We start from the raw sequence: 25,618 nt of genomic DNA, 5'->3' as shown, positions 1-25,618 counted from the left end.
CCGATTCTACTTAATCATGGGTTATCTGGTCTTTCAATACTTGTTGCATTTAATATTGCAATTTAAGACCAAAGCTGTTCGGTAGCAACGACGATAAAAGAGTTGATAAAAATAAAATGAGGGTTTTTCATGAACGTTCTTATCACTAGTATTTCCGGAAAGGTACCATTGATTCAATTAGTTAAAGAAGCTATGAATCGTCTAAATAAAAAAGGGAGATTGTTTGGAGGGGATGTAAATAAGCAGTGTATAGGTCAATATTTTGTAGACCATTTCTGGCATATGCCCTTGATTCAAGAGTTGTCAATCAACGAAATTGTGGAATACTGCCATTCTCATAATATTTTTGCTATTATTCCTACGCGTAACGATGAACTTTTGTATTTTGCTCGAAATGCTCGCTTTTTGAAAAATCAAGGCATCAAAATTATGAACTCGAACCTTTCTTCGTTAGAAAAAACTTTGAATAAATTATTATTTTTTAAGGAAGGAAAAAAGCTAGGGTTCCCAATGATTTACTCTTCAAAAAATGTAGATGCAATTTGTGCAGATTCTTTTGTTGTAAAGGAATGTTTTGGATCAGGTTCTAAAAATATTGCTGTTAATGTTTCAAAGGAAGAGGCAATTTGTCATTCAAAATTGCTAACTTCGCCAATCTATCAACCTTTTATAGATGGAGAAGAATATAGTATTGATGTTTATGTTGATAAAAATGGAAAAAGCAAAGGCGTGATTGTAAGAAAGCGTGTTCTTGTTATTGACGGAGAATCCCAAATTACACAAACAGAAAGAAATCTTGAACTTGAAGAGCTTGGTAAGAAAGTGGCTGAATCTTTTGAACTCTATGGACACGTGATGTTTCAAGTCATAGTCGACAAAAAGGGAATTCCTCACATAGTGGAATGTAACCCCCGCTTTGGTGGTGCGTCTACATTAAGTGTTGCAGCTGGTTTGGATAGTTTTTATTGGTTTCTTCTTGAATCATTAGGGGAGAATATTGCTGCTTACCCATTTAATAGGAGTGTTCGAGAGCTAACGTTAATTCGGCATGCAAAGGACATGATAATATGAAAGTAGTTGTATTTGACCTTGATGATACACTATATGCTGAACTAACATTTGTGAGAAGCGGTTTTCGAGCGGTAGCCGCTTTTTTATGTAATATAATTAGCGTAGGTGAAGAAGAATTATTCGAATGGATGTGGACGCGTCTACAAACAAATGGTCGCGGAGCTATTTTTGATGATTTATTACATCACTTTGGTGTTTATTCTAAAACAATGGTGCGAAAATGTATATCTATTTATCGAATGCATAAGCCGAATATTGTGCTTCCTGAAACAACCATGATGTGTCTTGAACAGCTTAAAGATCGTCCCCTATATATTGTAACAGACGGAAACAAAATCGTTCAGCACAATAAATTGGGGCACTTCACCTGTATGAAAAAATGAAACATTGCTATGTAACTCATCGATATGGTATTCATAATGCTAAACCTTCTCCATATTGTTTTATGCATATAATAGAGAGGGAAAAGGTTAACCCACATGACGTTGTTTATATTGGAGATAACCCTAAAAAAGATTTTGTAGGTATCAAACCCCTCGGATTTAAAACGATTCGAGTAATGACAGGTCAGCATCGATCTATCGAAATGCCAAAAGAGTATGAAGCAGATATCCGTATTGAATCTTTAGCACAATTAGAAGATGTGCTAAGTGGATAAAAATAGTATTTTAATTGAAAAATAAAAATATTTGGAAGTGATCGTATGAAAACCATTGTCATCATCCAAGCACGAATGGGTTCATCTCGTTTGCCGGGAAAAATTTTAAAACCTTTAGGTGAGCATGATGTTCTTACATATGTCGTAGAACGTTGTAAAAAAATAAAGGGTGTGAGTGATGTCATTGTTGCGACTTCTACTTTGTCCCAAGATGACCAAGTAGAAGATTGGTGTAAACATCATGGAGTTTCATTTTTTCGTGGTTCGGAAACAGATGTGTTAGATCGATATGTTCAATGTGCAAAAGTTTATAAACCTGACTATGTGATGCGTGTTACTGCAGATTGTCCATTCGTTGATTACGAAATGGCTAATGAGATTATCAAACTAATGGAGAAGGAAAAAGTCGATATTATTGATTTAGCTGGAGAATTACCAAGGGGACTGGCTGTTGAATTAATCTCCTATCAGGCTTTGCAATATATTCATCAACATGGTCATGAACCTCGACATCGAGAGCATGTAACCTATTATGCTTATGAATTTAAAGAAGAATTTGAACGGATTTCCTATTCAGTACCAGCTAATCGTCGTCACCCAGAGTTAAGAATTACTCTGGATACAGAGGAGGATTATGCCCTTTGCAAAGCAGTGGCAGATCATTTTAAAAATCCAATAGTTTCTAGTGTTGACGTTATTGATTTCTTATTAAAGCATACTGAAATTGCAAATTTAAATAAACATATCCAACAAAAACCTGTCGTTTGAGGAGCATTATGAATGTTTTAATACGAACAGATGCATCTGTACAAATAGGTACAGGTCATGTAATGAGATGTTTGACGATTGCCCGTGAAATGCGAAAGCGTGGTCATCAAATTACTTTTGCCATGAGAAATCTTCAAGGTCATTTAGCGGGTGTTGTTAAAAAACAAGGTTTTCATGTTGAAATGTTGCACTACGAAGGTGATTTTCAATTTGAGAAAGATGTAATGAAAACTCGGCAATTGTTTTTAAGGCAAGATTACGATATTTGTGTCGTTGATCACTATTGGATTGATGAAAAATGGGAAAAAATGATTCATCCTTTTGTTAAAAGATTGATAGTCATTGATGATTTAGCAAACCGCTCTCATGATTGTGAAATATTACTTGACCAAAATGTCGTAAGCAATTATGAACATCGGTATGATCACCTCGTACCAAAGTATTGTAAAAAGTTACTGGGGCCTAAATATTTAATTTTACGAGAAGAGTTTACGAGAATTCGCAAAAAGATAATCCCTAGAAAAGGTGATGTACAGAATTTGCTTATTTTTATGGGAGGAAGTGACCCGACTGGGGAAACGTTAAAAGTAATGAAGGCTTTTGAAAACTTTGACGCTTCCTTTTATCATGTGGATGTTGTTGTGGGACAAGCAAATCCAGATAGAGAAGCTGTACGTACATATTGTGAAAAGATCGGTTTTGCATATCATTGTCAAATCGATTATTTGGCATCATTGATGGCTAAGGCGGATTTTTCTATTGGAGCTGGTGGTAGTACTACATGGGAACGTTGTTATGTCGGGTTGCCTTCTTCGAGCACGATTGTTGCAGATAACCAAGTGGAAGCAACGAAAATGGCAGCACGGCTTGGGGTCGTTATCAATCTCGGATGGCATGAAAATGTGACAAGCCAAACCTATGAAAAACTTCTTAATCAGATAATCGAACAAAAAGAAACTATTCAAAAGATGAGTATGAATGGCTTGCAGTTGACAGAAAATCCTGATGGACCGAATCCATGGGTGAATCAAATGTTAGAAATGTGGTGAAATAATGAAAATGATTAAAATAGGTCATAAAAAAATTGGTAAAGGTGAAAAACCTTTCATCATTGCCGAAATGTCAGGGAATCATAATCACTCTTTAGAAAGAGCTTTAAAAATCGTTGACCTTGCTGCGGAAGCAGGTGTCGACGCAGTTAAATTGCAAACGTATACCCCTGATACGATGACTTTGGATATTCATACAGGGGAATTTTTTATTAAAAGCGATACGAATCTTTGGAAAGGCCAATCTTTATATAACCTTTATAAAGAAGCGTATACCCCGTGGGAATGGCATGAAGCGATTTTTGAACGCTGCCAACAACATGGATTGCTTGCTTTCAGTTCTCCTTTTGATGAAACGGCAGTGGATTTTCTAGAAACGTTAGATGTGCCGGCTTATAAAATTGCTTCGTTTGAAAATATCGATATTCCGTTGATTAAAAAAGTAGCCGCAACAGGAAAACCGGTTATTATTTCGACTGGAATGGCTACTGTTGCAGAACTGGATGAAGCAGTTCAGGCTGTTCGCTCACAAGGAAATGATCAAATTGTATTATTGAAATGTACGAGTACATATCCAGCTACGCCAGAAAACTCAAATCTAGCAACCATTCCTCATATGCGGGAATTGTTTGGTGTTGAAGTAGGATTATCTGACCATACGATGGGGGTTGGCACTTCCGTTGCTGCTGTAGCGCTTGGTGCCAGCGTCATCGAAAAACATTTCACCACTTCCCGCGAAGAAGGCGGAGTGGATGCGGCGTTTTCACTAGAGCCTCATGAAATGAAAATGCTTGTGGAAGAGACAGAACGAGCTTGGCTGAGTTTAGGCGTGATCCATTACGGTCCAACAAATGCGGAAAAGCCTTCACTTGAACATCGACGTTCTCTTTATGTTGCAGAGGATTTAAAGGAAGGGGATGTCATCACAAAAGAAAATGTTCGTGCTATTCGGCCTGGACACGGATTGCCTCCTAAATATTATGATTTAGTTCTGGGAAAAACAGTGAAAAAAGACGTAAAAAAAGGAACACCATTAAGTTGGGATATATTGTTGTAATGAAGGTGGAAAAATGAAAAAAAGGGAGTCATTCCTTTCTTATGGACGACAATGGATTACTGAAGAGGATATCGAAGCAGTTGTAGAAGTGCTAAAATCGCCTTTTTTAACACAAGGACCTAAGATTCAAGAGTTCGAACAAAAAGTGGCGGATTACGTTGGTGCAAAGTATGCCGTGGCGTTTTCCAATGGAACGGCTGCTCTTCATGGTGCCTGTTTTGCAGCTGGTATCGGTGAAGGAGATGAAGTGATAACAACGCCGATGACATTTGCGGCTACGTCAAATGCTGTTCTTTATTGTGGAGGAAAGCCTGTATTTGCGGATATTGATGAACGGACGTACAACATTGATCCAAAAGAAATTAGCAAACATATTACTCCCCGAACTAAAGCAATTATCCCTGTCGATTTCACCGGTCAACCTGCTGACATGGATGCAATTATGAAGATAGCTGAAGAGTATGGTTTAGTGGTGATTGAAGATGGAGCGCATTCTCTGGGAGCTGAATATAAAGGACGCAAAGTCGGTACACTGGCGCATATGACGATGTTTAGCTTTCATCCTGTCAAGCCTGTTACAACGGCAGAAGGAGGAATCATCGTCACTGATTCAAAAGAGTATTATGAAAAACTAAAACGATTTCGCTCGCATGGCATGATAAAAGAAAATCTATCACGTGATGAAGGGCCTTGGTATTACGAAATGGTCGATTTAGGATATAACTATCGAATGACGGACCTTCAAGCGGCATTAGGAATTTCACAAATGGACAAATTGGATCGTTTTATTAAAAGAAGACAAGAAATTGCCAACATATATAATGAAGCATTTAAAACGATGGATTCTGTTATTCTTCCGCACCAGCTTGAAGGAGCTAAATCTGGATGGCATTTGTATATTCTTCAATTAAGATTAGAAAAATTAAAGAGTAGTCGCAGAGAAATATTTGAAAAACTGCGTGCTGACAATATTGGAGTTCATGTTCATTACATTCCGGTTTATTGGCACCCATTTTATCAAAAATTAGGATATAAGAAAGGCCTTTGTCCAACAGCGGAACAATGGTATGAACAAGCGCTAACGTTGCCGATCTTTCCGAAGATGACAGATGAAGATATTAAAGATGTTATTGATGCAGTTAAGAAACATGTAAAATAACATATTCTTTTATCAATATATAGATTCATAGGTTTTAGAAAAGTTTTCAGTATCGGTGTTTGTATCTAATCTATTTATTACTTTAAATTCATCTTTTTTTCGCTTGCAGAAAATAATATATTTATTCAATTAAATCAGTATATAATGGCTTGTTTTGAGGCCGGAAAAATCTGTCCAATTATCGTGGATAAACGACACAAGAAAGCAATTGTTAGATTTTATCTAAAAAAAGTTTTACAAAAGCATGAATGGACAAATCTTTTTAAAGACTCTCTAGGATGCGTCATCCTAGAGTTTAATTTTTTAAAGGTCGATATGGCTTATAACCTAGAAACAATATTCATTGTCAACACCGATTAAAAATTCCCCAATTTCAACGAAATGAAATTCCCCATTTTGAACGATTAATTCGATAACTGGGCAGGATAAAGACCTGCTTTTTTCTTTTCTCGTAGGCGGTAAGAATCTCCTTTAATGTTAAAGGTAATGGCATGATGTAAAAGACGATCTAAAATGGCTGTAGCTAATACATCATCGCCGAATACTTTTCCCCATTCGAGATAGGATTTATTCGATGTAAGAATCATCGCTCCTTGTTCATATCGTTTCGATATGACTTGAAAAAACACATTCGCCGTTAGTTCATCAAAAGGAAAATATCCTACCTCATCTATAATGAGTACGTCTGGGCGACCCCAACGATTGACTAAACGTTGGAGAGTCCCTTTTTTGTTTGCCTTTCGGCATTCTGCCACTAAATCGTCTGCGGTTAAAAATAAAGCGGTGTATCCTTGAGTAATGGCTTCGATCGCAAAGGAAATGGCTAAATGTGTTTTCCCAACACCCGGTGGGCCTAGTAAAATTCGATTTTCCCCGTTGGCAATAAACCGACAGGTAAGCGTTTCTTTTACTCTCTTTTCACTGATACTTGGTTGAAAGGAAAAATCAAAATCATGAATCGTTTTGATATAAGGTAGTTTTGCTCGTTTCATTCGCTTTTCTAGTTGCTGAGACTCTTGATATTCAATCTCTTGTAAAACAATAGTGTTTAGGAATTCAGAATATGATACATTATCTCTAGAAGCGTCTTCTAATAAATGATCCAGTTGGTGGGCTGTGTGGTGCCAACCAAGCTTTTGTAATCGTTCAATTAACATATCCTTCATCATACAGTTTCACCTTCTTCCAATGCTGCGTAAGCAGCGAGAGGACGTTGTTCTACTTTTGGAGATGGGGCAGAAGATGAAAGGTCGTTGGTCGCCAAACCTTGAACGCCTTTTATTTTCTGTCCTTTTTCGTTTGAATGAATCCCTTCATAATGTTCCATTCGGATCTGTGTGGATGCCTGCCCAATCCATATCGGATGTCTCGCGATACATTCCTGTTCATCATAAATCTCAATATGATGGTTAAGCGTTTCTTTTATTTTGACCGTTTGTCCTGCATAGCGATAGGGAACAGAATATTTTTTTCCTCTGTATGAAACAAAACAATCTCGACTGACCTCTCGTGTTTCCCAACGATTCGTAGGAAATAACGGTTTGACTCCCCATGATTGAAGGAACTTCTGTTCCTTCTCAAAACGTTGAATCGGTGGTTCCTTCGTTGTTTGATTCGGTTTTCGATTGGCCACTTGATCTAACCAAGTTCGAATGTCTTCGTTTAAGGCTTGAAGAGTAGATTCATGCTTTCGTTGAAAAAAATTCTCTTTTAAATACTTGACTACTCTTTCTACTTTTCCCTTTGTTTGGGGACGTTTCGGTCGACATGCTTTTGGAATAATACCGTAGTAGGCTAGAAAATCCTCAAATTTTCGGTTAAATCGTATTTCCACTGGAGTATGTTTGAGAACAACGGTTTTCATATTGTCATAGAGAATTTGTTCAGGAATACCGTTAAAGTAAGCAAATGCGTTCATATGGCACTTCATTAAGGTTTCCATATTCATATTGGTGGTAAACTCCACATATTTCATCCGAGAATAACCAAGTACCATAACGAATGCATAAATATCTTGGTATTGACTGTCCACCATATACTTTCCAACATAGGCCCAGTCCATTTGGGCTTGTTTACCTGGCGGTGTTTCATACCGTAAGGTAGCTTGTTTTTTTGGTTGTTCTCGATAAGGTCGAACAAAATCTCTTAATATCGTGATCTTGCCGGTGTAACCCATCGCTTGAATTTCCTCTAAGAGAACGACACAATTTGTGGTCCCTTCTTGTATTCGTTGAAGAAGATAGTTTTTATAAGGATCGAGTTTACTTTCTTTCTTTTTCTTACTGGCTTTGCGCTCTGGAAGCTTGTCCTCCTTGAGATACTTATGAATGGTTTTCCGATCAAACCCTGTTTCTTTGGCAATCGCTGTTTGTGTCCAGCCTTTCTGATACAACTCTCGAATCATAAAAAACTCCCCAATCTTCAGCATCGTTTCTCCACTCCATCTAAGACGTTGTTTCGAAACGATTATCTGTTATTTTTGGGGAATTTTAAACCGCTGTTATTGGGGATTTTATCACCGTTGATTACATTCATGTCCACTTTAAAATAGGTCACAAAGAAAAGGGGGGCTTTAGGGCACGACAAAACAAAGCTGGTTCTTATACGAAGAACTGAAAAGGTTGAATTTTAACACCCTATAAAGGGAGCTATTCAAAATTTATCTATCGATTACTTAAACAAATATAATAATCAGATTGAAAGAGGATTCAAATGGAATTTATCACCATTAAAGGAAGATAATTTTGTATAATTAAAGTAGTGAGATTTTTCTGCATTTAAGGAAGCTTTTCAATTGAAGAAAAAGAGTTTTGTAGGAGCTTTGGCATTTGCGGCTTTGCTGGCAGGTGCTATCCCTGCTGTTGGGGCGAGTGCGGCTAATACAAACTTTCGAGACGTTCCGAAAAATTCATATGCTTATTCGGATATTGAGAATATAGTAGAACGCGGTGTTATCACTGGCTATTCTAATGGTACGTTTCATCCAGATGAAAAGGTGACAAGAGGACAATTTGCCGGCATGATTGCCAGAGCTTTCAATCTGCCAAAAGGGAGCAGCCATTTTAAGGATGTTCCAAAATCGAAAGCTCTTTATGAAGAAATCAGCAAAGCAGCAGACGCTGGCATCGTAAAAGGAACAGGCGGCAATTTTTATCCTGATCGTCCCGTGACACGGGCTGATATGGCCGTTATGCTGGACCGGGCCATGAATCTCAAAGGGAATTTCAAAGAAGAAGGAAATTTGAAGTTTAAGGACAAGATTCCACCATACGCTTTAGAATCCGTCAAAAGAATGGTTCATTACGGTGTGATAAAGGGAAAAACAGATGGCACTTTTGCTCCTGGTGAAGACGCTGACCGTGCTTCATCCAGTGTTTTGGTGAGCCGGGTGCTGCAGGTTATAGAAAGGAATGAAACGAACCCAAGTAATCCGACTGAACCAAGCGATCCAACAGGTCCATATACACCGTCAAATCCTTCGGATAAAGTGCCTGATTATGTCAATATGTCATTGGCTCAACTTCATGCAAAATATGGAGACTGGATGTTGGTTCGGAGAATTGATGGCATGGTGCCAGGTGGAGGCATTGTAGCAGACGTTGATTTGTTAAAAGATTTTTACAACGAACTGCATCAATCAAAGGATGCGTATAAAAATCTTCCAGATCCTGAAACCTATTTAAAAAATGAAACACAGTCTTTACTATCTCAAAAAACGTTGATAAGCGCTCATTATCCTGACTATGAAGTGATTAGTTTTAATGGGAAAGCTTATAAAGACTCGGAGATTTGGATGGATGGAGCAGTAGATAAAGTCACAGATGTTGTTCTTCCGACCCAACCAAAAGAAGCAAATCAATATCTAATTGATCTGCATATTCCATATACTCAATTTGGTGTATATGGGCATGATAAGGTGACAGTGGGTCAAGTTCAACCAACCTATACAAAATCCGGTGTGGTGATGGTCGATGTCAAGGGGTTGTTTGCCCAAGTGCCAACCGTCACTGTGGCGAATGATGGAAAAACCGTTCAATATAACGGAACCACAATCAACCTTACGCCGGGAAGTAATCAAATTCAAGTAAATGGAGAAAGTAAAACTTTATCCGTCAACGTGGAAGCGAAAAATGGAACCGTTTATGCTCCAGGAAGAGAGTTGGCAAAGGAATTAGGATGGTATACTCGTTCTATTCCTATTTTTAAACGTTTGGAATTTTCCAGTTATCCGTTACCCCAATATGAAGGATTGACGGAATAATTGAGAATGTAAAATAAGAAGAGAGCATAGCCAAATGGCTGTGTTCTTTTTATCTACACCAGGTATGGGTGTAATCTCTATGGTGAAATACCTGATCCATGTAGACAGAAGTAATGGTAAAGATGAAGAGCAAGACTGTACTTTTACCTGGGGAGGTCTGACGGACACTGGTAACCCGTCTAGCGATAGATGGATGAACCGTCTGGTGGAGTCCTAGTATGAATAAGGTCGCTTTGTTTTTTGTTTTCGAAGGTTGAATAAAATTTTTTCATAGCGTCATCTTGCCGGCATAATTCCTGATTTTTTTGGTGCGGTAAGTCAACTTGAAATACGAATAAAGGTGGATTTAGTCGAAACATTCTATAAAAATCTTTTCAGAAAAGAAGGACAACAGTAAAATGGAATTAGTACATATTACTTATTGCTTAATAGGAGGATAATCAATGGACAAGAAACATTTCGTTACAATTGGAAAAATCAGTAATGTGAAATTTGGTGAAGGCAACATTCAAATCCAAGTGGTTTCTTTAAGTGAATATTCAATTAACACAAGTAAGATTAGTCATAAAGGGATTTATAATGTATGGATATTAACAAAAGATGAAGAAAATCAAAAAGTTGATCAAAATAATAAAGATGATCTATGTTGTAAAGTTAAAAGGCAAAATAAGTGGTATAAAGTAAGTAATGAGGGTATGGAAAATTACCTGGCAGATCTGATTTACACCCTTTATAAGAATCAAAATATTGTAAAGCTGACACTAAGAGAAGATAGTTGCAATAAAAATGATGAAAGCGAAGTTATCACAGCTATTGAATTAGGTGTAGAGTATGAAAAACAGCTATGAACCGTATTGGCCTGAAAATGTAATTTTTTGGGGGTCCGGAGCAACTGCCCCTCTTGGTATGCAGACAACATTTAAAATAGGGGAAACACTTTTTTGTTTATCGAAGGATCATGAAATGAGTTTAGATGAACGCCTGAATCGTGTTTTTCCTAGTGTAAATGATACGATAAAAAAACAGTTTGGTGCGTTGCTGGCTCTTCTGTCAAACCGGGAAGATTCGGAAAGACAAAAAGCGGCTGAACTGCTAGGTTTTTCTACAGCAAGAGTAAGTGAAATTCGCAATTTGTATGATTGGGATACGTTGAAGTTGGTGATTAAAAGATGTCCGCAAGAAAACGGCCAACTACAATTGCAAGATGTTTATAATTTATTGGATATGCATATACAATCGGGCAATGGGTTTTATGGGATGGACCAAACATTTATTCGCCCGGAAAAATTGATAATGGCGAGAAGAACATTGGATATGTTGGTCATTACTTTTCATAAAATCGGCTATCAGCAATTATTGTCGGATGCGAAAAAGAAAAAAGTATATAGTCAATATTATGAATTTGCAAAAGTTTTGACCGAATTCATGATTGAAGAGGGGTTAATGAAAGAAAAACAATTTCGTTATAGTGATCGGAATTTTTACTTATTCAGTTATGCGGTTGTTTCTATGAACTGGGACCCACTGCTTCTATGGCTCATTTTTAATGCGCATAGAGAAATGAATAAATCGGAAATGAAACCTTACATTGGTATTCCGCCGCAGCCTATGAAGCTTTTTAATGATTTTGCCCATTTTATGGCCGTGAGAAAGATAGATTCAGATACACCCGGACCTTGGTTCCCGATGAATGAAACGGCTGTCCAACGATTGAATGATCCAGACCACAATTCCAGAAGAGTACGGATCGGCAAATTTTATTTTCCGCACGGATCTCATGGATTTCGTCAATGTCCTAACTGTGGAAAATTGACGTTTTATTTGGGCAATCAATGGAAGGTTGATTCGGATGATTTGTTTCCTCCGTTGCTCTTGCCTTCTTTATCTCCAAGAAAACCGCGATCGGTGGAAGAACAAAGGGCGTTGGAAGAGGGGAAATATGATGCAGTACAATGTACGCACTGTGGCTCTATCACAGAACTGCATCATACTTCAATTGTAATGCAGACAAATTTTAAAAACGGCTATCCGCCGTTTATTGAGGAAATACAGAGAGATATGAAAGTAGCGATTGAAAAAGCAGAACATTTAATATTTGCCGGATACTCTTTGCCATCGGACGATTTTATTTACCGGAGTATTTTCACGGCGAAAAGAAATATAAAAGAGCGCGGTACTAAATGTTCGATCATTGGTTATTTGGGCGAAGAAGGAAAAGACGAATGGTTGGAAGGAGATGCGCTTGAGGAGTTCATGAAACAACACCCCGATACTTCTTTTACAAACACTTGCCAAAGAATTATAGATATTTTTGGAAAGGAAAATGTAAGAGGCTATTCAGCGGGATTTCCCCAAGTTTTTATAGAAAATGGCCGCGTCAACGAGGGAAAAGTTAAAGAAATGTTATGGTGGCCTTCCAAAAGCTAGCCTTTTCCAACGATTGATTCATCGCCAATTTATGACGTACGTTGTCATCAAATCTGTAATTTCTTCTATTCGAGGAGTATCGGTAGGATGGAATAAACTGAAGCGAATGGGAAGTGTCGAGCAATCCCTTGGGCACGAAAAGGCATCATAGGAGAGCAGATGATCTGCTCTCCTTTTACTATGTGCGCCCGGCATGTACATGAACTATAGGGTGTAAGTCCCGAACCCCGAAGACAGAAGTAGAGGTTAGCCAAGAGCAAGGGTGTCCGTGGTGACGCGGAATCTGAAGGAAGCTGGAGGCAAAACACCGGTCCGAGGAACACGAACCTCATATAAGGCTAGGTATGATTGAGTGAGTTTGCATAACAAAACAAAGCTCTTTCTGTCGAAGGTCATATCGAGTAAATGAGGCGGATAGATGGTGTGAAAGTGCATGTACTTACCCGGGGAGGTCTGGCGGATATGTGAAGTACTCTTCATAACCTACTTAGTGATAAGTAGCTGAACCGTCAGAAGTCAGCAGAGGTCATAGTATTAGTTGGTCTAGAACAACTAAGAAGGACCGAACAATTAAGAGAGAATAGCCCTTGGTATTCAGTGAGTCATGATGAACACAGAAAACGTAGTACCTCACTTGAGGGAGGAAGCGGTGAATCCCGTGGGAGACCTCTTGGAGGGTGGAGTGACCACTGGCATAAAGAGAACAGCTATTCACGGAAGTTATAAAGACTTGCGTCAATTATCTTAATTGAACCGCCGTATACGGAACCGTACGTACGGTGGTGTGAGAGGACGGGAGTTAATCGCTCCCTCCTACTCGATTAGTTGTGGTACGGTTCCATAAAGTTGGTAATAACGAATATTGTTTCATTTTAGAGTAAATCGTTTCCAGGAACGTATCACATCGTCATGACTCATAAAGTTTCTTGAATATAAATTTTTAAGGAAATACAATAAATTTAACGAATCAAAATTTTGGATATGGGGGTGGAGAAAGTGAAATGGCAAGAAGTACGTGAAATTTATCCTGATCAATACGTTTTATTGTCAGTTTTAGATGCCCATGTAGTTGGAAATAAAAAGATTGTCGATGATGTCGCGTTGATTCGTCCAATCAAGGATTTACAAGAAGCAACGAAGGAATTATTAAAATCAAATAAAAATACCATTGTTTATCACACAAAGAATGATGAACTTTTTATTGAACTAAGACAACCATCTGCACTAAGAGGATTCAACAGATGAAGTTGCGGTATGAACGTTTTGACGACATGAATCAATATGAGGACTTCATTCAAAAGAAGCCCTTAACAATTGGCACGTTCATTTATGTTTTATTCCTCTTATTATGAAAGCTTTCAGAAATGATTATCCCTTCGGTTTGTAAATTCGGCTTCATTTACGAGCTCCTCTTCTAACACGTTTTTCATATAAACTACTTCATTTCTGGAATTAGCTGCAATTTTAAAAATTGATATCATACGATCTACTTTTAATTGATTTTGCCATCCTCTAACGCTACTAAGACACCCTCTTTTCCGAAGCTTTAGCTTGTTTTCGATAATAGTGGTCCACGATGTGTCCGTATGTGGAGGCGAGGATTTGCTGGAAGAGCATGCCGATCACAACGGGAACGGCGGCTTTTGCCGGGAAGTATGAAACAGCCACGACAGCGCCGGCGCTGATGTTGCGCATGCCTCCAAGGAATGTGATCGCGACCACTGTGTCTTTTTTCTGTTTGAATATCCGGCCGATAATAAAGGACAGGTAATAGCCGCTAAAAGCGATCAAAAATACGGCCGCCGCAATTTCGACCAGTTTCCAATCGATGTGGCGCAAATACGGAGCAATCACTGAGCTGTTGATTAAGACGACGATTCCTAAAAAGATTTTCGAAAACGGGGCCAAGCGAGGGGCAAGCACTTCCTTGGCTTTTCCTTTTGAAATTTGGTTGGCCAGCATGCCGATCAGCGACGGAATGACGATCATTCCGATCAGCCCGCTCATAATATCCATCGTGTTCATTTCCACTTTGGCTCCGATGAAGAAGGAAACCGTATAAGGAACGATTAACGGCGAGAGGAACGTGTCGATCAAAATCACCGAAAGAGTAAGAGGAATATTTCCTTTATAAATGGAAACCCATATAAAGCTTGTGATGCCGGTTGGAATGGCCATCGCTAAAGTGAGCCCCGTGATGGTGTAAAGATCGCCGTGAAAAGCAAGATGGCCAAAAGCCCATGCGCCAAGCGGCATGAAAATATGGAGGATGGCCAAAGTTAAAAAAATGGGTAGCGGGTGCAGAACGGCCTCTTTAAACGATCGAAAATTCGAACTCAAACTGCCGGCAAAGGTCATAAACGCAAAAAGCCACGGAACTAAAAAAGCAAAGGAATGCAAAGAATGGGCGAATAATACGCCAAGGATCACGCTGACCGGCGTGATAATCGGCATTCTTTTTTCCAGTTGTGCATTGAACTGTTGTAACATGATTTTCGCCTCTGTCATCCAAAATATCTGTTTCTTTATGAAAACGGATATTTCCATTTTATCGAAAAGACCGAAAAGAAAAAAGTTTTGATTCTTCCTATTCTTCTTTTTGGCCATGACGATAACGGTTCAACGAGTATATCCTTATTGTATCCTTGTGGGGAAAAAAGAGTGCTTTTGAAGCTTAAGAAGTTCAGAGATAATGGAAGAGATAGGTGCGAAATGAAGATGAGATTGGTTGGAAGAAGCAATAAACAAAACAGGCCGGCTTGTTAAGCCGACCTGTGAGGTGGTTATAGTCTTATGAAAAGCCAATCATGATTATCCGGAGATTTTTTTGCTTTCCACGGGGGCGATGGTGATGCCGGTGGATTCCTCAAAATTATAAAGATTGCTCGGAATGTCTGCAAATCGTTCTAAATCGTTGTAAGCCGGGATTCCATGGTAAGCCATGTCCAGCCCTTCGTCTTCTTCTCGTTCTTCGACGCGGAATCCCACTGTTTTCTCAGCTGCTTTCGCAATGACTGTGCCGCTGATTAGGCCCCAGGCGATGACCACGACGGATCCCAGCAGCTGAACGCCTAAAAGGGAGAAGTGCCCGGTGGTCAACAGCCCTTGCGTGGAATCGAACAAACCGACGGCGATCGTGCCGAATACGCCGTTAAAGCCATGGACGGCAACCGCGCCGACCGGATCGTCAATTTTTAAATTATCGATGAAAAGCGTCGCATAAATGACGATGATTCCGCTCACCGCACCGATGATGATTGCGCTCCATTCTGAAACATACGCACAGCCGGCTGTGATGGCGACTAATCCTGATAAAACGCCATTGATGGTTAAACTAGGATCCGCTTTTCCGTACTTTCCGATGCTGAAAAAAAGGGCGGAAGTACCGGCGCTTGCCCCGGCCAGCATCGTGTTTAACGCAATCGATGCAAGATGAGTGTTGGAGGCGTCTAATGTGCTTCCGGCGTTAAAGCCGAACCAGCCAAACCATAAAATGAATGCACCGCACGAAGCTAACGAAATATTGCTTGGAGCAAACACGTTGACGCTGCCGTCGGAGTTAAATCTGCCTTTACGCGGTCCCAGCCATTTGGCCATCGCCAACGCAGCAAATCCGCCGACCGCATGAATGGCCGCTGATCCGGCGAAATCTTTCATTCCCATTTTGGCCAGCCAGCCTTCGCTGTTAAAAATCCAGTGCCCGGAAAGAGGGTAGATGATGCCCGCAATCAGAGCGGCTGTTAACACATAGGCTTTAAAACTCATCCGCTCCGCTACAGCTCCTGAAATAATGGAAATGCAGGCTACTGCAAATCCCATTTGAAACAAAATATAAGCTGCGCTCGGTAAATGGAGAGTAAGGTGAATATTTTCAGGGCTGCCAAAAAGACTGGTGCCGATCAACCCGAAAGCGTCTTTCCCAAACATAATGCCGAAGCCGATGATCCAAAAGGCCAGAGCGCCAACCGTTAAATCAACAAAAATCTTCATCGTGACATTCACCGCGTTTTTCGTGCGAACGAAACCGGATTCCAGCAAACTGAATCCGCCTTCCATGAACATCACCATCGCCGCTGCGAGACAAACCCAAACGGTATTGATATAGGTTAGTTGCATCGATCTCATCCTCCTTGATTGGCTAAATCATCAATGCTCCAATCGGATGTACCGGTCCGAATATTATAAGCTTCCAAAATCGGGTAGACGTAAATCTTCCCATCGCCGTCTTCTCCTGTCTGAGCGCACTGAATAATCGTTTGAACGGTCGGTTGCACCATGTAATCCGATAGAACAATTTCTAATTTCACTTTAGGATGGAGCGTCACTTTGTAATTTTTTCCCCGATACACCCCTTGAGTATCTTTTTGTTTGCCCCTGCCGACTACTTGAGAAACCGTAAAACCTGTAATTCCTATATTTTTTAATCCCTTAATCGTCTCGGTTACTTTTTCCGGTCGAATAATGGCTTCAATCTTTTTCATTCCGTTACACCCGCTTCATGTTAGATTTTCTAACATTAATTTGATATTAATTATAACAATATTTTTGCTTCTGTCAACGACCAATGATTTGTAAAACGAGAAAAAAGCGAACTTGCCAGCCTGTCCTAGCCGGAAAGTCCGCTTTTTCATCGGAATAGATGAACATTTTGGCGAATTCTTTTTCGCTTTTTCGCGTTTATCGTTTTTTAGACGGACGGTTTAGTCCATTAAAACGGAGGTGATGAAAGATATTTGGATTTTTAGCAACATTATAAAAATTTAGTTTATAAAGCCGATAAAAATGAAGGATGAGTAGAATGGGCACTTTATGATTGAGCTGATTCAAGAAGGATAGGAACAACGCCGCCAATCCAATCCGTTCATAATGAAAGAATCTTTGTTATAGGAATCGCTGAAGTTGAAGGGGGATAGATGGTTTATCATGTTGAAGTAAAAGGCCATAGTGGTGTTTCTGTTCAATATCGTAATTCAAAAAGATTCTTGGAAGAGATGGCTGTTTTTATGAACCTTTCTCATCGATAAAAAAGGAAGTGAGAATCATGTTTAGTAGATTAAACCAAGAACAGATTGCCAATTTTCATTCTAATTGTCAGCTTTTGTTGCTTCGTTCTCTTTATGGATATAAAGGACATGTAATATAGAAGAAAAAAATAATTGGGTGATGTTAGATGGTAAAGGTTTTCGAGATATGATGGAAAATGCAACGGAACCCATTCATCCAGAGAATGTGATCCATATGTCAGCAGACGAAGAACGCCGACTTCGCAGCAATGGAAACAGCGAACTTCTGATTCAAGCGTTAAAAAGAGCTGGCGAATTAGGAATACTAGATCCAAATGGTCATCAAAAATCACCTGTCGCCCAACGAATCAATCAAAGTTTGGGATATAAAGCCTACGGATGATATTCAAGAAAAATGAAAAAAGGACGTTCCATTTAGTCATCAATGAACGTCTTCTTTTTTGGGCTTTCGTTGAATATACCAACACCCGTTACGACATCTATGATTTTGCTTTGGAAGTTTTGCTTCAAAAGATATTCAGATAAAAGAAAAATTCCTCAAATGACCGATTGCTCCACTAACCATCAGCGGGGTGACAGAAAAACCCCGCTGATGGAAGTTGCACCGTATTTAAGTGCTGCTGTTTTTTAAATTAGACAAGACATTGATGGCAAAAAGGATAACTGCAATGACCACGAGAATGAGTCCTACCAACGCTGCAGGTTCGGCTGACGGATATCCTGACTGCAAATAAGCGAGAGCAATTATCAACACTAGAAAACCAATGTTATAAAGCCAAAAATGTGTTTTTCCTAGAGCTGTGGTGCCGAGTTGAGGAAATTGATGATAAATCAGTCCGGCTAAGCCTAAAGATGTCCAGCCGAGCAAAAGAATGGATGTGTACACGTCGCTTAGGATGTATGAATGGGATAACGAAATGTATAATCCTAATAAAATGCCAATGACAAAATAAACAACCGCGATTTTAATAAATCGGATTCCCATGTTGTTCACCTCCTTTTTCCTTTACCATATTATGTTGTTTGTTCAAAAAGATGAGTTGGAGGATGACAAAAAATGGCTGGTTTTGAGAAATAGGTAAAAAGCCTTCGTTTTAGCGAAAAAAGGACAAAATGTGGAAAATACGTATTTGGATGGAACAGAAAATGGACGTACATACATTTGGGTGAAAGCAGATTGGGAATCCAAAATAACGGCGGACATTGTTAGAGGAAAGGGAAAACAACATGAGCCGGCCTGTTTTTTTCAACTGATTGGTATAGGGGATCCAAGATTTAAGCGGACAAAAAAGGATGCTGATACCTACTTGTCAGCATCATCCAAGTTCCTCATTTGGACGGAATCAAAATGTCCTTTCATCTATTTATCAAAATAAATTCAGCCTTTTCTTTATGGATGTTTTGTGAGGTTAAGCTTTTCAATACATACTCTGCATTTAAACTTTCTTTTATTCTTTTAATAGAAGAAGCGAATTCCTCGTATGTCAAATTTTTTGAGACCGAATGGATCATTTCTTTCGTTTCCTCGCTCGATAAATCATAATTTAAAATCATGTGAAAAAAGGAAAAGGTACCGTCAAGAATTTTGTGTAAGAGAGTATTCTCAGATACGTTTTTTTAATCTTGGAGGAGGTGTTTAGTTGTCTTATATGAGACTGAATATTCAGTCTCATATAAGACAACTTAGTCTCCCTAGACTCTGTTCTTCATGAACAAAATTTGGTCTTTCAGTATCTTTCTTCAAACATATCTTGAAGTGCCTTGTATGCCGTAGAAAACCCTTTAAGTTTTCTAGTGGACCATTTTTCATTCAAGTCCTGTACCGTTAAGAACGTGATTTTTTCTGCTGCTTCAATACTGGTTAAGCTGTTCATCGTTTTGAGTCGTTTACGTATATCTTTAATCGTTCGTTCAATCGCATTGGTCGTGTAGATGACACTACGAATACTGGTCGGATATTTCATGAATGTTAGGAGGACATCTAAATCCTGTTCCCAAGATTGGACTTCTCTAGGATACTTTTTAGACCACTTGTCTTTAAACTCATGAAAGGCTTGAATGGCTGCGTCTCTTGTCATCGAACGATAGATCAGCTTTAGGTCTTCAGCCACTTCAAATTGGTCTTTTTTCCTTACCTTGTTTAACGTATTTCTTACTTTGTGGACCACACATCGTTGAACATCGGCTTTCGGATAGACGGCTTTAAAGGCTTCTTCAAGACCTGGGAGTCCATCAAAAACACCAAGTAAGACTTCATGAGCACCGCGTGTATAAAGGTCTTGGAGAATCTCTTGCCAGCCATGCGCGCTTTCTTGACCTCCAACGTAAAAGCCAAGAATTTCACGATAACCTTCTTCATTGACACCAAGAACAACGTAAATGACTTCTTTGGCATACGTATCACGACGAACTTTTATATAAAACCCATCAAGATACAACACAGAATACCGTTTGTTTAATGGACGTTGTTGCCATTTTTGAATATCCTCCAACGCGGCATCTGTAATATGACTAATCGTGGTAGGAGAGTAGGTTGAACCAAGAATTCTTTCGATAAACTTCCCAATTTCTCGAGTGCTCATCCCACTTTGATACATTTTAATAATCGCCTGTTCCAGCCAGCCGTCTTGACGTTGATAAGGCTCAAACAGTTGAGTCTGGAAATCCCCGTTGCGATCTCTTGGAACCGTAAGAGCTTCTATTTTCCCGTACTTTGTATCAAGAGTACGGTGATAATAACCATTTCTTGAGTTTTGAACGTGTTCCTGTTCCACTTGGAGGAAATTTTTGATTTCTTCTCTCATGATGAATTCAAGCTTTTCTTGAACAAAATCTTTTATCATATTTTCCAGTTGATTTGCGAAATCTGAGTTGAGTATACTATTACTCATAAGGTAGGGTATCTCCTTTCAGTTTTGTTTGGTCGCAAATCTGAGAATACCCTGCCTTTTTCTTTTTTTCTAGTAGAAAAATTTGCTTACACAAAATAATTTACATCATCAAGGAAAAATCCGTATCTTCCTTATCTAAAAGCATCGTCAACAATAAACTTTGATGATACTTTAACTTTTCAATTTCTTGTTCGGCATTCAAAAAAACCTCTCCTTACATTCGGTTGATTTCATTGGGGCGAGCAGGCTCCAAAATCAGGGACGGCGTTTCGAGTAATAAACCAAGTTTTTCATGTTCACATATGGAAAAGACATGTACAGACGATCTTCTTCCAATCAAAAGTAAGTGCCGTTTCGTTAGTCCATCACCAATCCGCCGTCGACAACTAAGTTTTGGCCCGTGACGGCGCGGCTCCACGGCGAGGCGAAAAAGAGGACGGCATCTGCCAGTTCTTCCGGAGAATTCACACGTCTTAACGGAGTGGTTGCTTCAATTAGTTTAAATACTTCATCCGAAGTGGCTCGGCTGGCATCGGTTGTCTTAAGCAATCCGCCGCTCACCATATTGACGGTGATGTTATATGGGCCTAATTCCTGTGCCATGTTTCTCGTCAACGCAAGCAATGCCGCCTTGGCTGTTGTATAGTCATGATAGGAAACGACGGGATTTTGAAAAAGATTGGTTCCGATGGTGATGATTCGGCCGAATTTGGAGGCTTTCATTTTTTCTAAACCGGCTTGAATGATGTTCAGCGCTCCGCGTACGCTCCCTTCCAGCTGCTTTTGAACATCTTCCCATTCAATCGCAAAGGCGTCTTTTTTGTTATCGGAATCAAATTGAAAATCAATCAGGGCATTATGAATAATGGTCGTGACCGATTTTCCGAAATGCTCTTCTGCTTTTCGAAACAGGTTTTCCATATCTTCTTTGCTGCGAACGTCTCCTTGCAGCGCCAATGCACGAGGTCCGAGTTCCTCCGCCAATTTTTCAGCTCTTTCTTTGCTTTGGTAATAATTGATGATGACTTGTGCTCCTTCTCGGACAAAAGAACGGGCTATTGCCGCGCCAAGACCTCTGCTTCCGCCGGTTACTAATACGAGCTGCTCATTGATCTTCATTTGTTCTTCCTCCTCTTGGCAAAAATTTTTTGAAAGGTTCCTTCATTTATGATTATGGACCTTTTCAATCTGTATGGCAGGACTGCCGTTCAAGCAAAATAAAAACTGCTTTCCCGAGAAAGGAAAGCAGTGCATGAACGAACGGATTTGCTTCCCTCTGCCGATGCAAGCTGGTTCAGTATCAAGATTTGAAGTCTTCTTTATGCGGCCATTCCAGTACTTCCGTTAAAAGTGGCAAATAACACTTTGGCTGAATCAGCTAATAAATGAGGAATCTGACAACTGTGAATGAAAGGACGGTCTCGTTATGCTCCTTTTAGATGGGAAGCTCCTTCAAAAAAAGTTTGCAAAATTTTGATATTAGCGGATTCGTTTTTGCGAAGGGCGTCTTGAAAGTTTGGATCGAAATACTGATCGGGCGAGAATTTTGCTTCTCCGCAAATGTCCATTCCGTATACGTTTTTATATTGCAGCAGTGCCTCTATATGATGGAGCAATGAAGCGAGAGACATTTGTCCTTGATCCCAGTTGGTGATGGCGTCTGTTTTCTTGAGCACATCTTTATCGATGCTGATATAAACGGTGTTTGTTGGTATGTTGGAAAGAATCATCTTGGAAGAAACTCTGTGGCTGTTGTATGGAAAAATGGTCGCGTTAGGCAAAGAAGAATCCTGATTCTTAAGAGAGGTTGGTCCAATGATCACGGCTTTTTTCAGCATGGGAATGTTCTTTAGGGCATAGGATACCCATGATCCGCAAGAAAGCAACGTGTCTGATTCGTCGGAACGGCCGATGTCAGGATGGTGATCGAATAAGACAAGCGTAAAGGGCTCTTTGATTTCTTTTAACAAAGAGGATGTGACATAATGGTAGTTTCCGCTTCCGATCAGCGTCATCCCTTTTTTCCGTCTTTCGGCAAGACGTTGTTCAATTTTGGTTAAAGAATCTTGTTCGCAGTATAAGTTCACGTGTTGGAGATCGTAGAAGTCAATGTTTTCGTGAGGAAAAAGCTGAAGTTTTGACTGCAGTTTGTATGTTTCATCAAAATGTAAAACCGTCATACCCTTATTCACTAAACCCATTGTTTTCATCTCCCTTTGGTTGAATCATAGGTTTTGAGAATGAAGCGACATTCGGTTTTCTATTCTATTACTATAGCACAAAACTTACAGCGAATGAAAAAAGGACTCCTCCTTTATAAGGGGCTTGGAGGAGACCACGTGCTTATTTTCTTTTCGTTAAGTTTTCTTCTGCCAATTCAATCAATCTTTTCACCATATTTCCGCCGATCTTTCCTCCGATTTTTCCGGCTTGTTCAGATGTCAGATCGCCGTTATACCCTTTTTTTAACGGAACGCCCGCTTCTTTTGCCGCTTCAAATTTGGCATCTTGGGGACGAGAAGTGCCGGCGATATTCGCTTTCAGCTGATCGAGCGCTTTTCTGGCACCGGGTACAAGAGGTCTGTTGTTTCTTGCCATGATCGCATTCCTCCTTTCGTTGATAGTGTGTCCGATTCGAAAAAATTTTTGCTTCATAAATGGGAAAGTTTATACTTGAAGGGAGAAAGGCGTTCGGGAAGGGGAAATGATGAATGGCTGACATCCGGTTTGAACACGTTTCTAAAGTGTATCACGGCGGCATAAAGGCGGTAAGGGATTTTTCATTACATATTTCAGATCAAGAGTTTCTCGTGATTGTAGGGCCGTCTGGAAGCGGAAAATCAACGGTGCTGCGAATGGCTGCGGGGCTTGAAGAGATTACAAAAGGGAATTTATATTTAGACGGAAAATTAATCAACAACATTCCACCGAAAGACCGTGACTTGGCCATGGTGTTTCAACATTACGCTTTGTACCCCCATATGACCGTTTACGGAAATATGGCTTTCAGTTTAAAGCTGCAAAAACTCCCTAAATCAGAGATCGATAAGCGGGTGCGATGGGCGGCAGATGTGATGGGGTTAAAAGGAAAACTGGATCGGAAGCCGAGGGAGTTGTCGGGAGGCGAGCGGCAGCGGGTAGCGCTGGGAAGGGCCATCGTTCGTCATCCGCAGGCGTTTTTATTCGATGAGCCGCTATCCAATTTAGATGCGATGCTCCGGGTTCAAATGCGAAATGAAATTAAAAAGCTTCATCAACAACTAAAAACGACTTCTATTTATGTAACGCATGATCAGGTAGAGGCCATGACGTTGGGGACAAGGCTGGTTGTCATGAAAGAGGGAGAAATTCAGCAGGTGGGAACACCGCAAGAAGTGTATGAAAATCCGGCTAATCAATTTGTCGGCGAATTTATCGGTTCCCCCGCGATGAATTTTTTCGTTGGAAGGTTGGAAAATGGTTTCTTTCAGATCGGCGACCTGTTTTTTAAGCTGCCGGAACAGAAAGCATCGTTTCTGAAAGCACGCGGGTATGATCGGCAAACGGTCCTTCTAGGCATTCGCCCGGAGCACATTATCGCGTTTTCTGAGGGGATGACAGATTCTGCAACCGTGACGGCGAATATTCAATTAGTCGAGTTTATGGGGGCCGAAACCATCTTGTCTTTTCACGTCGGAGGTCAACCATGTTTAGCCAAAGTGCCTTCCGATAAAGGATGGAAAGCGGGAGAACAGGCGGCGTTTCGTTTTCAACTGGAGAAATCCTGCTTTTTTGATGCAAAAACGAAATGGCGGATCGATAAAGCCGGCTCCTAAGCAGGAACCGACTTTTTGTTCGACGTTGATCTATCCTGCTTTCAAAAGGGGATCATTTTTCTTCGGACAAAACCTCGTCGATGACTTGATCGAGCTTTTTATATAATTGGTAAAAGGTCATCAATTCCGCGTTGGAAAAATGAGAAAAAAAGGTGCCCATCAGTTGACTGAAAGATACACTGACAGTTTCCACCAGCTCTTCGCCGGCTTTCGTCAATTGCATCATGACTACTCGTCGATCTGTGTCGGAGTGGCACCTTTCGACAAGCCCGCGTTCAATTAATCGATCAATGATCACAGTAATGGCGCTTGGTTTCACATTCATCATGTCTGCTAATTGAGTCGCTCGGGCAGGACCTTCGCGCTTCAACATTTTCATGATATGATACTGGGGCCCGGTAATCCCGAATGGCTGCATATTTTTTTCTATCAATGGGCGCAGTTTTTTACTAATAGAAACCATAATCATTTCCATTTTATCTAAAAACTCTTTTTCGTATTGGAGCATCTTCATTCGTCCTCTCATATCCCTGCTGATATTTTACATAATTAAATATTAAACAATTTAAAAGGTGTTGTCAAACTTTCACAAGACAAATAAAAAGTAGGATGATTTGGCCAGAAGGTACTACTTTTATTTTTTTATTCTCATAAATGCGCTTTTATTGGGAGATCAGACGCATTTTTCTCGTTTCGAAAAGAGCAAGAATCCAAGAAAAAAATTGTGACAAAATGGTTGACATTGTGAACTTGTCTGTAATAATATTTAAATCGCTTAAATTTTTATTTAGGAAAGGAGTGAGCCGAGTGCCATCAACATGACCTGATTCATTCCATCGCCGAGGAGTAGGCATGATTGGATCGCTGTCATCCATCCATAAAAAATCAAGTGCTCACTTCAATAAGAATACTTGAACCGTTCACCATCGGTCGTTTCCATTCCGTATGGTTGACGAAATTTCAAAAGCGGCGACCTTTTATATGCAGACAATGGAAAAAAGGTTAACCATCCGTTTCAGTTCTTTAGCATGGTTTATGGCTAAAAAAGGGATTGTGAACTAATCCACAAATAGGAAGTTGGGAGATTGCTAGTTCTTTCGGAAATTTGTTTCAAAAGAATGGCTATGGGCGAAGAAATAAGCCTCTTGCGACTGGAATTGTTTTCGAACGGTTTGATTGAAACGGCGGATCCTGGGTGGAGGATTTTCAATCATTCAGGATTTTTAAAAACCAGTATCGCCAAAGAAGAAATGCGGTTTTTCAAAGGGGTGGCGATAAGGTGTCTTGAGCAAAAAAAAACCTTTCACAGGAATTTTTTTGTTCTAAGGGATGGAAATGACTCATTTATATTAGGATCGCTTCATGGAGGTTTTTTGTGAAAAACTTCCGGTTTCTATTTATGTTAAATGCATAGAGTAAGTATAAAGAGATGAAAGGA

The 25,618-nt window shown here is 39.8% G+C and carries 24 protein-coding genes; 13 read left to right on the top strand and 11 right to left on the bottom strand.

The genetic code is table 11. The annotated features are described in order from the left end of the window. Positions 1 to 129 precede the first annotated feature (129 nt). The 7 genes from BSM4216_RS13480 to pseC are packed head-to-tail and all read left to right on the top strand — an operon-like array spanning position 130 to position 5,762. Positions 130 to 1,071 (top strand): ATP-grasp domain-containing protein, encoded by a 942-nt coding sequence (locus BSM4216_RS13480; protein ID WP_082142340.1) that lies wholly within the window; start codon positions 130 to 132, stop codon positions 1,069 to 1,071. After that, the gene (locus BSM4216_RS17145) at positions 1,068 to 1,454 is read left to right on the top strand and encodes an HAD family hydrolase (RefSeq protein WP_048624034.1); all 387 of its coding nucleotides are present in this window, start codon (positions 1,068 to 1,070) and stop codon (positions 1,452 to 1,454) included. The genes BSM4216_RS13480 and BSM4216_RS17145 overlap by 4 nt, the downstream gene beginning before the upstream one ends. Then, positions 1,451 to 1,729, top strand: coding sequence for an HAD family hydrolase (locus BSM4216_RS17140; RefSeq protein ID WP_048624033.1), 279 nt, complete (start codon positions 1,451 to 1,453; stop codon positions 1,727 to 1,729). The genes BSM4216_RS17145 and BSM4216_RS17140 overlap by 4 nt, the downstream gene beginning before the upstream one ends. Positions 1,730 to 1,774: 45 nt before the next feature. Next, positions 1,775 to 2,497, top strand: coding sequence for a cytidylyltransferase domain-containing protein (locus tag BSM4216_RS13465; protein ID WP_048624032.1), 723 nt, complete (start codon positions 1,775 to 1,777; stop codon positions 2,495 to 2,497). Between the two features lie 8 nt (positions 2,498 to 2,505). Next, the gene (gene pseG / locus BSM4216_RS13460) at positions 2,506 to 3,546 is read left to right on the top strand and encodes a UDP-2,4-diacetamido-2,4,6-trideoxy-beta-L-altropyranose hydrolase (protein WP_048624031.1); all 1,041 of its coding nucleotides are present in this window, start codon (positions 2,506 to 2,508) and stop codon (positions 3,544 to 3,546) included. Positions 3,547 to 3,556: 10 nt separating this feature from the next. Then, positions 3,557 to 4,603 (top strand): pseudaminic acid synthase, encoded by a 1,047-nt coding sequence (pseI, locus tag BSM4216_RS13455; protein WP_048624533.1) that lies wholly within the window; start codon positions 3,557 to 3,559, stop codon positions 4,601 to 4,603. Between the two features lie 13 nt (positions 4,604 to 4,616). Beyond that, positions 4,617 to 5,762, top strand: a complete 1,146-nt coding sequence (gene pseC, locus BSM4216_RS13450) for a UDP-4-amino-4,6-dideoxy-N-acetyl-beta-L-altrosamine transaminase (RefSeq protein ID WP_048624030.1) — start codon at positions 4,617 to 4,619, stop codon at positions 5,760 to 5,762. A gap of 404 nt (positions 5,763 to 6,166) precedes the next feature. Here pseC and istB read toward each other — a convergent pair whose 3' ends face one another. After that, positions 6,167 to 6,931, bottom strand: a complete 765-nt coding sequence (istB, locus tag BSM4216_RS13445; protein ID WP_048622405.1) for an IS21-like element helper ATPase IstB — start codon at positions 6,929 to 6,931, stop codon at positions 6,167 to 6,169. Beyond that, positions 6,928 to 8,190 carry an IS21 family transposase gene (gene istA, locus BSM4216_RS13440; RefSeq protein WP_082142214.1) on the bottom strand — a complete coding sequence of 421 codons (1,263 nt, stop codon included), beginning with the start codon at positions 8,188 to 8,190 and terminating at the stop codon, positions 6,928 to 6,930. The genes istB and istA overlap by 4 nt, the downstream gene beginning before the upstream one ends. Before the next feature lie 366 nt (positions 8,191 to 8,556). Here istA and BSM4216_RS13435 point away from each other — a divergent pair, with 366 nt between their 5' ends. The 4 genes from BSM4216_RS13435 to BSM4216_RS13415 all read left to right on the top strand — a co-directional run bounded on the left by BSM4216_RS13435 (position 8,557) and on the right by BSM4216_RS13415 (position 13,695). After that, the gene (locus BSM4216_RS13435) at positions 8,557 to 10,023 is read left to right on the top strand and encodes an S-layer homology domain-containing protein (RefSeq protein WP_048624029.1); all 1,467 of its coding nucleotides are present in this window, start codon (positions 8,557 to 8,559) and stop codon (positions 10,021 to 10,023) included. Between the two features lie 443 nt (positions 10,024 to 10,466). Continuing rightward, positions 10,467 to 10,871 carry a hypothetical protein gene (locus BSM4216_RS13425; protein ID WP_048624027.1) on the top strand — a complete coding sequence of 135 codons (405 nt, stop codon included), beginning with the start codon at positions 10,467 to 10,469 and terminating at the stop codon, positions 10,869 to 10,871. Positions 10,872 to 10,986: 115 nt separating this feature from the next. Continuing rightward, entirely contained in the window at positions 10,987 to 12,450 is a 1,464-nt protein-coding gene (locus BSM4216_RS13420; protein ID WP_156179263.1) for a hypothetical protein, read from the top strand. 996 nt (positions 12,451 to 13,446) lie between these two features. Then, the gene (locus tag BSM4216_RS13415; RefSeq protein ID WP_048624025.1) at positions 13,447 to 13,695 is read left to right on the top strand and encodes a hypothetical protein; all 249 of its coding nucleotides are present in this window, start codon (positions 13,447 to 13,449) and stop codon (positions 13,693 to 13,695) included. Positions 13,696 to 13,971: 276 nt separating this feature from the next. Here the strand turns inward: BSM4216_RS13415 and BSM4216_RS13410 are convergent, their stop codons facing one another. From BSM4216_RS13410 to BSM4216_RS13400, 3 genes are all read right to left on the bottom strand, one after another. After that, a complete protein-coding gene (locus BSM4216_RS13410; RefSeq protein WP_048624532.1) occupies positions 13,972 to 14,940 on the bottom strand; it encodes a bile acid:sodium symporter family protein in 969 nt (322 codons plus the stop codon). Between the two features lie 321 nt (positions 14,941 to 15,261). Beyond that, positions 15,262 to 16,566, bottom strand: coding sequence for an ammonium transporter (locus BSM4216_RS13405; protein WP_048624024.1), 1,305 nt, complete (start codon positions 16,564 to 16,566; stop codon positions 15,262 to 15,264). A 5-nt stretch (positions 16,567 to 16,571) separates the two neighbouring features. Continuing rightward, entirely contained in the window at positions 16,572 to 16,931 is a 360-nt protein-coding gene (locus BSM4216_RS13400) for a P-II family nitrogen regulator (protein ID WP_048624023.1), read from the bottom strand. A 709-nt stretch (positions 16,932 to 17,640) separates the two neighbouring features. Here BSM4216_RS13400 and BSM4216_RS13395 point away from each other — a divergent pair. Continuing rightward, positions 17,641 to 17,856: a hypothetical protein gene (locus BSM4216_RS13395; protein WP_156179262.1), complete on the top strand. Its 216-nt coding sequence runs from the start codon at positions 17,641 to 17,643 to the stop codon at positions 17,854 to 17,856. A 228-nt stretch (positions 17,857 to 18,084) separates the two neighbouring features. On the opposite strand, the gene BSM4216_RS13390 is transcribed toward BSM4216_RS13395, so the two are convergent. From BSM4216_RS13390 to BSM4216_RS13365, 5 genes are all read right to left on the bottom strand, one after another. Beyond that, complete coding sequence (locus tag BSM4216_RS13390; protein ID WP_048624021.1) at positions 18,085 to 18,459, bottom strand: heme-copper oxidase family protein; 375 nt, start codon at positions 18,457 to 18,459, stop codon at positions 18,085 to 18,087. 742 nt (positions 18,460 to 19,201) lie between these two features. After that, positions 19,202 to 20,365, bottom strand: coding sequence for an IS256 family transposase (locus tag BSM4216_RS13380; protein WP_048623008.1), 1,164 nt, complete (start codon positions 20,363 to 20,365; stop codon positions 19,202 to 19,204). A gap of 357 nt (positions 20,366 to 20,722) precedes the next feature. After that, positions 20,723 to 21,484, bottom strand: a complete 762-nt coding sequence (locus BSM4216_RS13375; RefSeq protein WP_048624019.1) for a 3-oxoacyl-ACP reductase — start codon at positions 21,482 to 21,484, stop codon at positions 20,723 to 20,725. A gap of 305 nt (positions 21,485 to 21,789) precedes the next feature. Continuing rightward, positions 21,790 to 22,566: an arginase family protein gene (locus tag BSM4216_RS13370; protein WP_048624018.1), complete on the bottom strand. Its 777-nt coding sequence runs from the start codon at positions 22,564 to 22,566 to the stop codon at positions 21,790 to 21,792. Between the two features lie 142 nt (positions 22,567 to 22,708). Beyond that, the gene (locus BSM4216_RS13365) at positions 22,709 to 22,963 is read right to left on the bottom strand and encodes an alpha/beta-type small acid-soluble spore protein (RefSeq protein WP_048624017.1); all 255 of its coding nucleotides are present in this window, start codon (positions 22,961 to 22,963) and stop codon (positions 22,709 to 22,711) included. A gap of 113 nt (positions 22,964 to 23,076) precedes the next feature. On the opposite strand from BSM4216_RS13365, the gene BSM4216_RS13360 reads away from it, so the two are divergent. Next, positions 23,077 to 24,180 carry an ABC transporter ATP-binding protein gene (locus tag BSM4216_RS13360; RefSeq protein WP_048624016.1) on the top strand — a complete coding sequence of 368 codons (1,104 nt, stop codon included), beginning with the start codon at positions 23,077 to 23,079 and terminating at the stop codon, positions 24,178 to 24,180. Between the two features lie 52 nt (positions 24,181 to 24,232). Here the strand turns inward: BSM4216_RS13360 and BSM4216_RS13355 are convergent, their stop codons facing one another. Further along, positions 24,233 to 24,688, bottom strand: coding sequence for a MarR family winged helix-turn-helix transcriptional regulator (locus BSM4216_RS13355; RefSeq protein ID WP_048624015.1), 456 nt, complete (start codon positions 24,686 to 24,688; stop codon positions 24,233 to 24,235). Positions 24,689 to 25,618 lie beyond the last annotated feature (930 nt).

The organism is Bacillus smithii (assembly GCF_001050115.1).
Lineage (GTDB): Bacteria > Bacillota > Bacilli > Bacillales > DSM-4216 > Bacillus_O > Bacillus_O smithii.
The sequence above is the reverse complement of the archived record's forward strand: the minus strand, read 5'-3'. Positions and strand labels throughout refer to the sequence as shown.

Excerpts from the sequence above, each read along its gene's own strand:
- BSM4216_RS13365 (WP_048624017.1), bottom strand. The coding sequence starts at position 22,963 with ATGGCAAGAAACAACAGACCTCTTGTACCCGGTGCCAGAAAAGCGCTC.
- BSM4216_RS13395 (WP_156179262.1), top strand. The coding sequence starts at position 17,641 with ATGATGGAAAATGCAACGGAACCCATTCATCCAGAGAATGTGATCCAT.
- BSM4216_RS13425 (WP_048624027.1), top strand. The coding sequence starts at position 10,467 with ATGGACAAGAAACATTTCGTTACAATTGGAAAAATCAGTAATGTGAAA.
- BSM4216_RS13390 (WP_048624021.1), bottom strand. The coding sequence starts at position 18,459 with ATGGGAATCCGATTTATTAAAATCGCGGTTGTTTATTTTGTCATTGGC.
- BSM4216_RS13410 (WP_048624532.1), bottom strand. The coding sequence starts at position 14,940 with ATGTTACAACAGTTCAATGCACAACTGGAAAAAAGAATGCCGATTATC.
- BSM4216_RS13480 (WP_082142340.1), top strand. The coding sequence starts at position 130 with ATGAACGTTCTTATCACTAGTATTTCCGGAAAGGTACCATTGATTCAA.
- pseG (WP_048624031.1), top strand. The coding sequence starts at position 2,506 with ATGAATGTTTTAATACGAACAGATGCATCTGTACAAATAGGTACAGGT.
- BSM4216_RS13380 (WP_048623008.1), bottom strand. The coding sequence starts at position 20,365 with ATGAGTAATAGTATACTCAACTCAGATTTCGCAAATCAACTGGAAAAT.
- BSM4216_RS13375 (WP_048624019.1), bottom strand. The coding sequence starts at position 21,484 with ATGAAGATCAATGAGCAGCTCGTATTAGTAACCGGCGGAAGCAGAGGT.
- BSM4216_RS13360 (WP_048624016.1), top strand. The coding sequence starts at position 23,077 with ATGGCTGACATCCGGTTTGAACACGTTTCTAAAGTGTATCACGGCGGC.
- BSM4216_RS13420 (WP_156179263.1), top strand. The coding sequence starts at position 10,987 with ATGAGTTTAGATGAACGCCTGAATCGTGTTTTTCCTAGTGTAAATGAT.
- BSM4216_RS13405 (WP_048624024.1), bottom strand. The coding sequence starts at position 16,566 with ATGCAACTAACCTATATCAATACCGTTTGGGTTTGTCTCGCAGCGGCG.
- BSM4216_RS13355 (WP_048624015.1), bottom strand. The coding sequence starts at position 24,688 with ATGCTCCAATACGAAAAAGAGTTTTTAGATAAAATGGAAATGATTATG.
- BSM4216_RS13400 (WP_048624023.1), bottom strand. The coding sequence starts at position 16,931 with ATGAAAAAGATTGAAGCCATTATTCGACCGGAAAAAGTAACCGAGACG.
- pseI (WP_048624533.1), top strand. The coding sequence starts at position 3,557 with ATGATTAAAATAGGTCATAAAAAAATTGGTAAAGGTGAAAAACCTTTC.
- BSM4216_RS13465 (WP_048624032.1), top strand. The coding sequence starts at position 1,775 with ATGAAAACCATTGTCATCATCCAAGCACGAATGGGTTCATCTCGTTTG.
- pseC (WP_048624030.1), top strand. The coding sequence starts at position 4,617 with ATGAAAAAAAGGGAGTCATTCCTTTCTTATGGACGACAATGGATTACT.
- istA (WP_082142214.1), bottom strand. The coding sequence starts at position 8,190 with ATGCTGAAGATTGGGGAGTTTTTTATGATTCGAGAGTTGTATCAGAAA.
- BSM4216_RS13370 (WP_048624018.1), bottom strand. The coding sequence starts at position 22,566 with ATGGGTTTAGTGAATAAGGGTATGACGGTTTTACATTTTGATGAAACA.
- BSM4216_RS17140 (WP_048624033.1), top strand. The coding sequence starts at position 1,451 with ATGAAACATTGCTATGTAACTCATCGATATGGTATTCATAATGCTAAA.
- BSM4216_RS17145 (WP_048624034.1), top strand. The coding sequence starts at position 1,068 with ATGAAAGTAGTTGTATTTGACCTTGATGATACACTATATGCTGAACTA.
- istB (WP_048622405.1), bottom strand. The coding sequence starts at position 6,931 with ATGATGAAGGATATGTTAATTGAACGATTACAAAAGCTTGGTTGGCAC.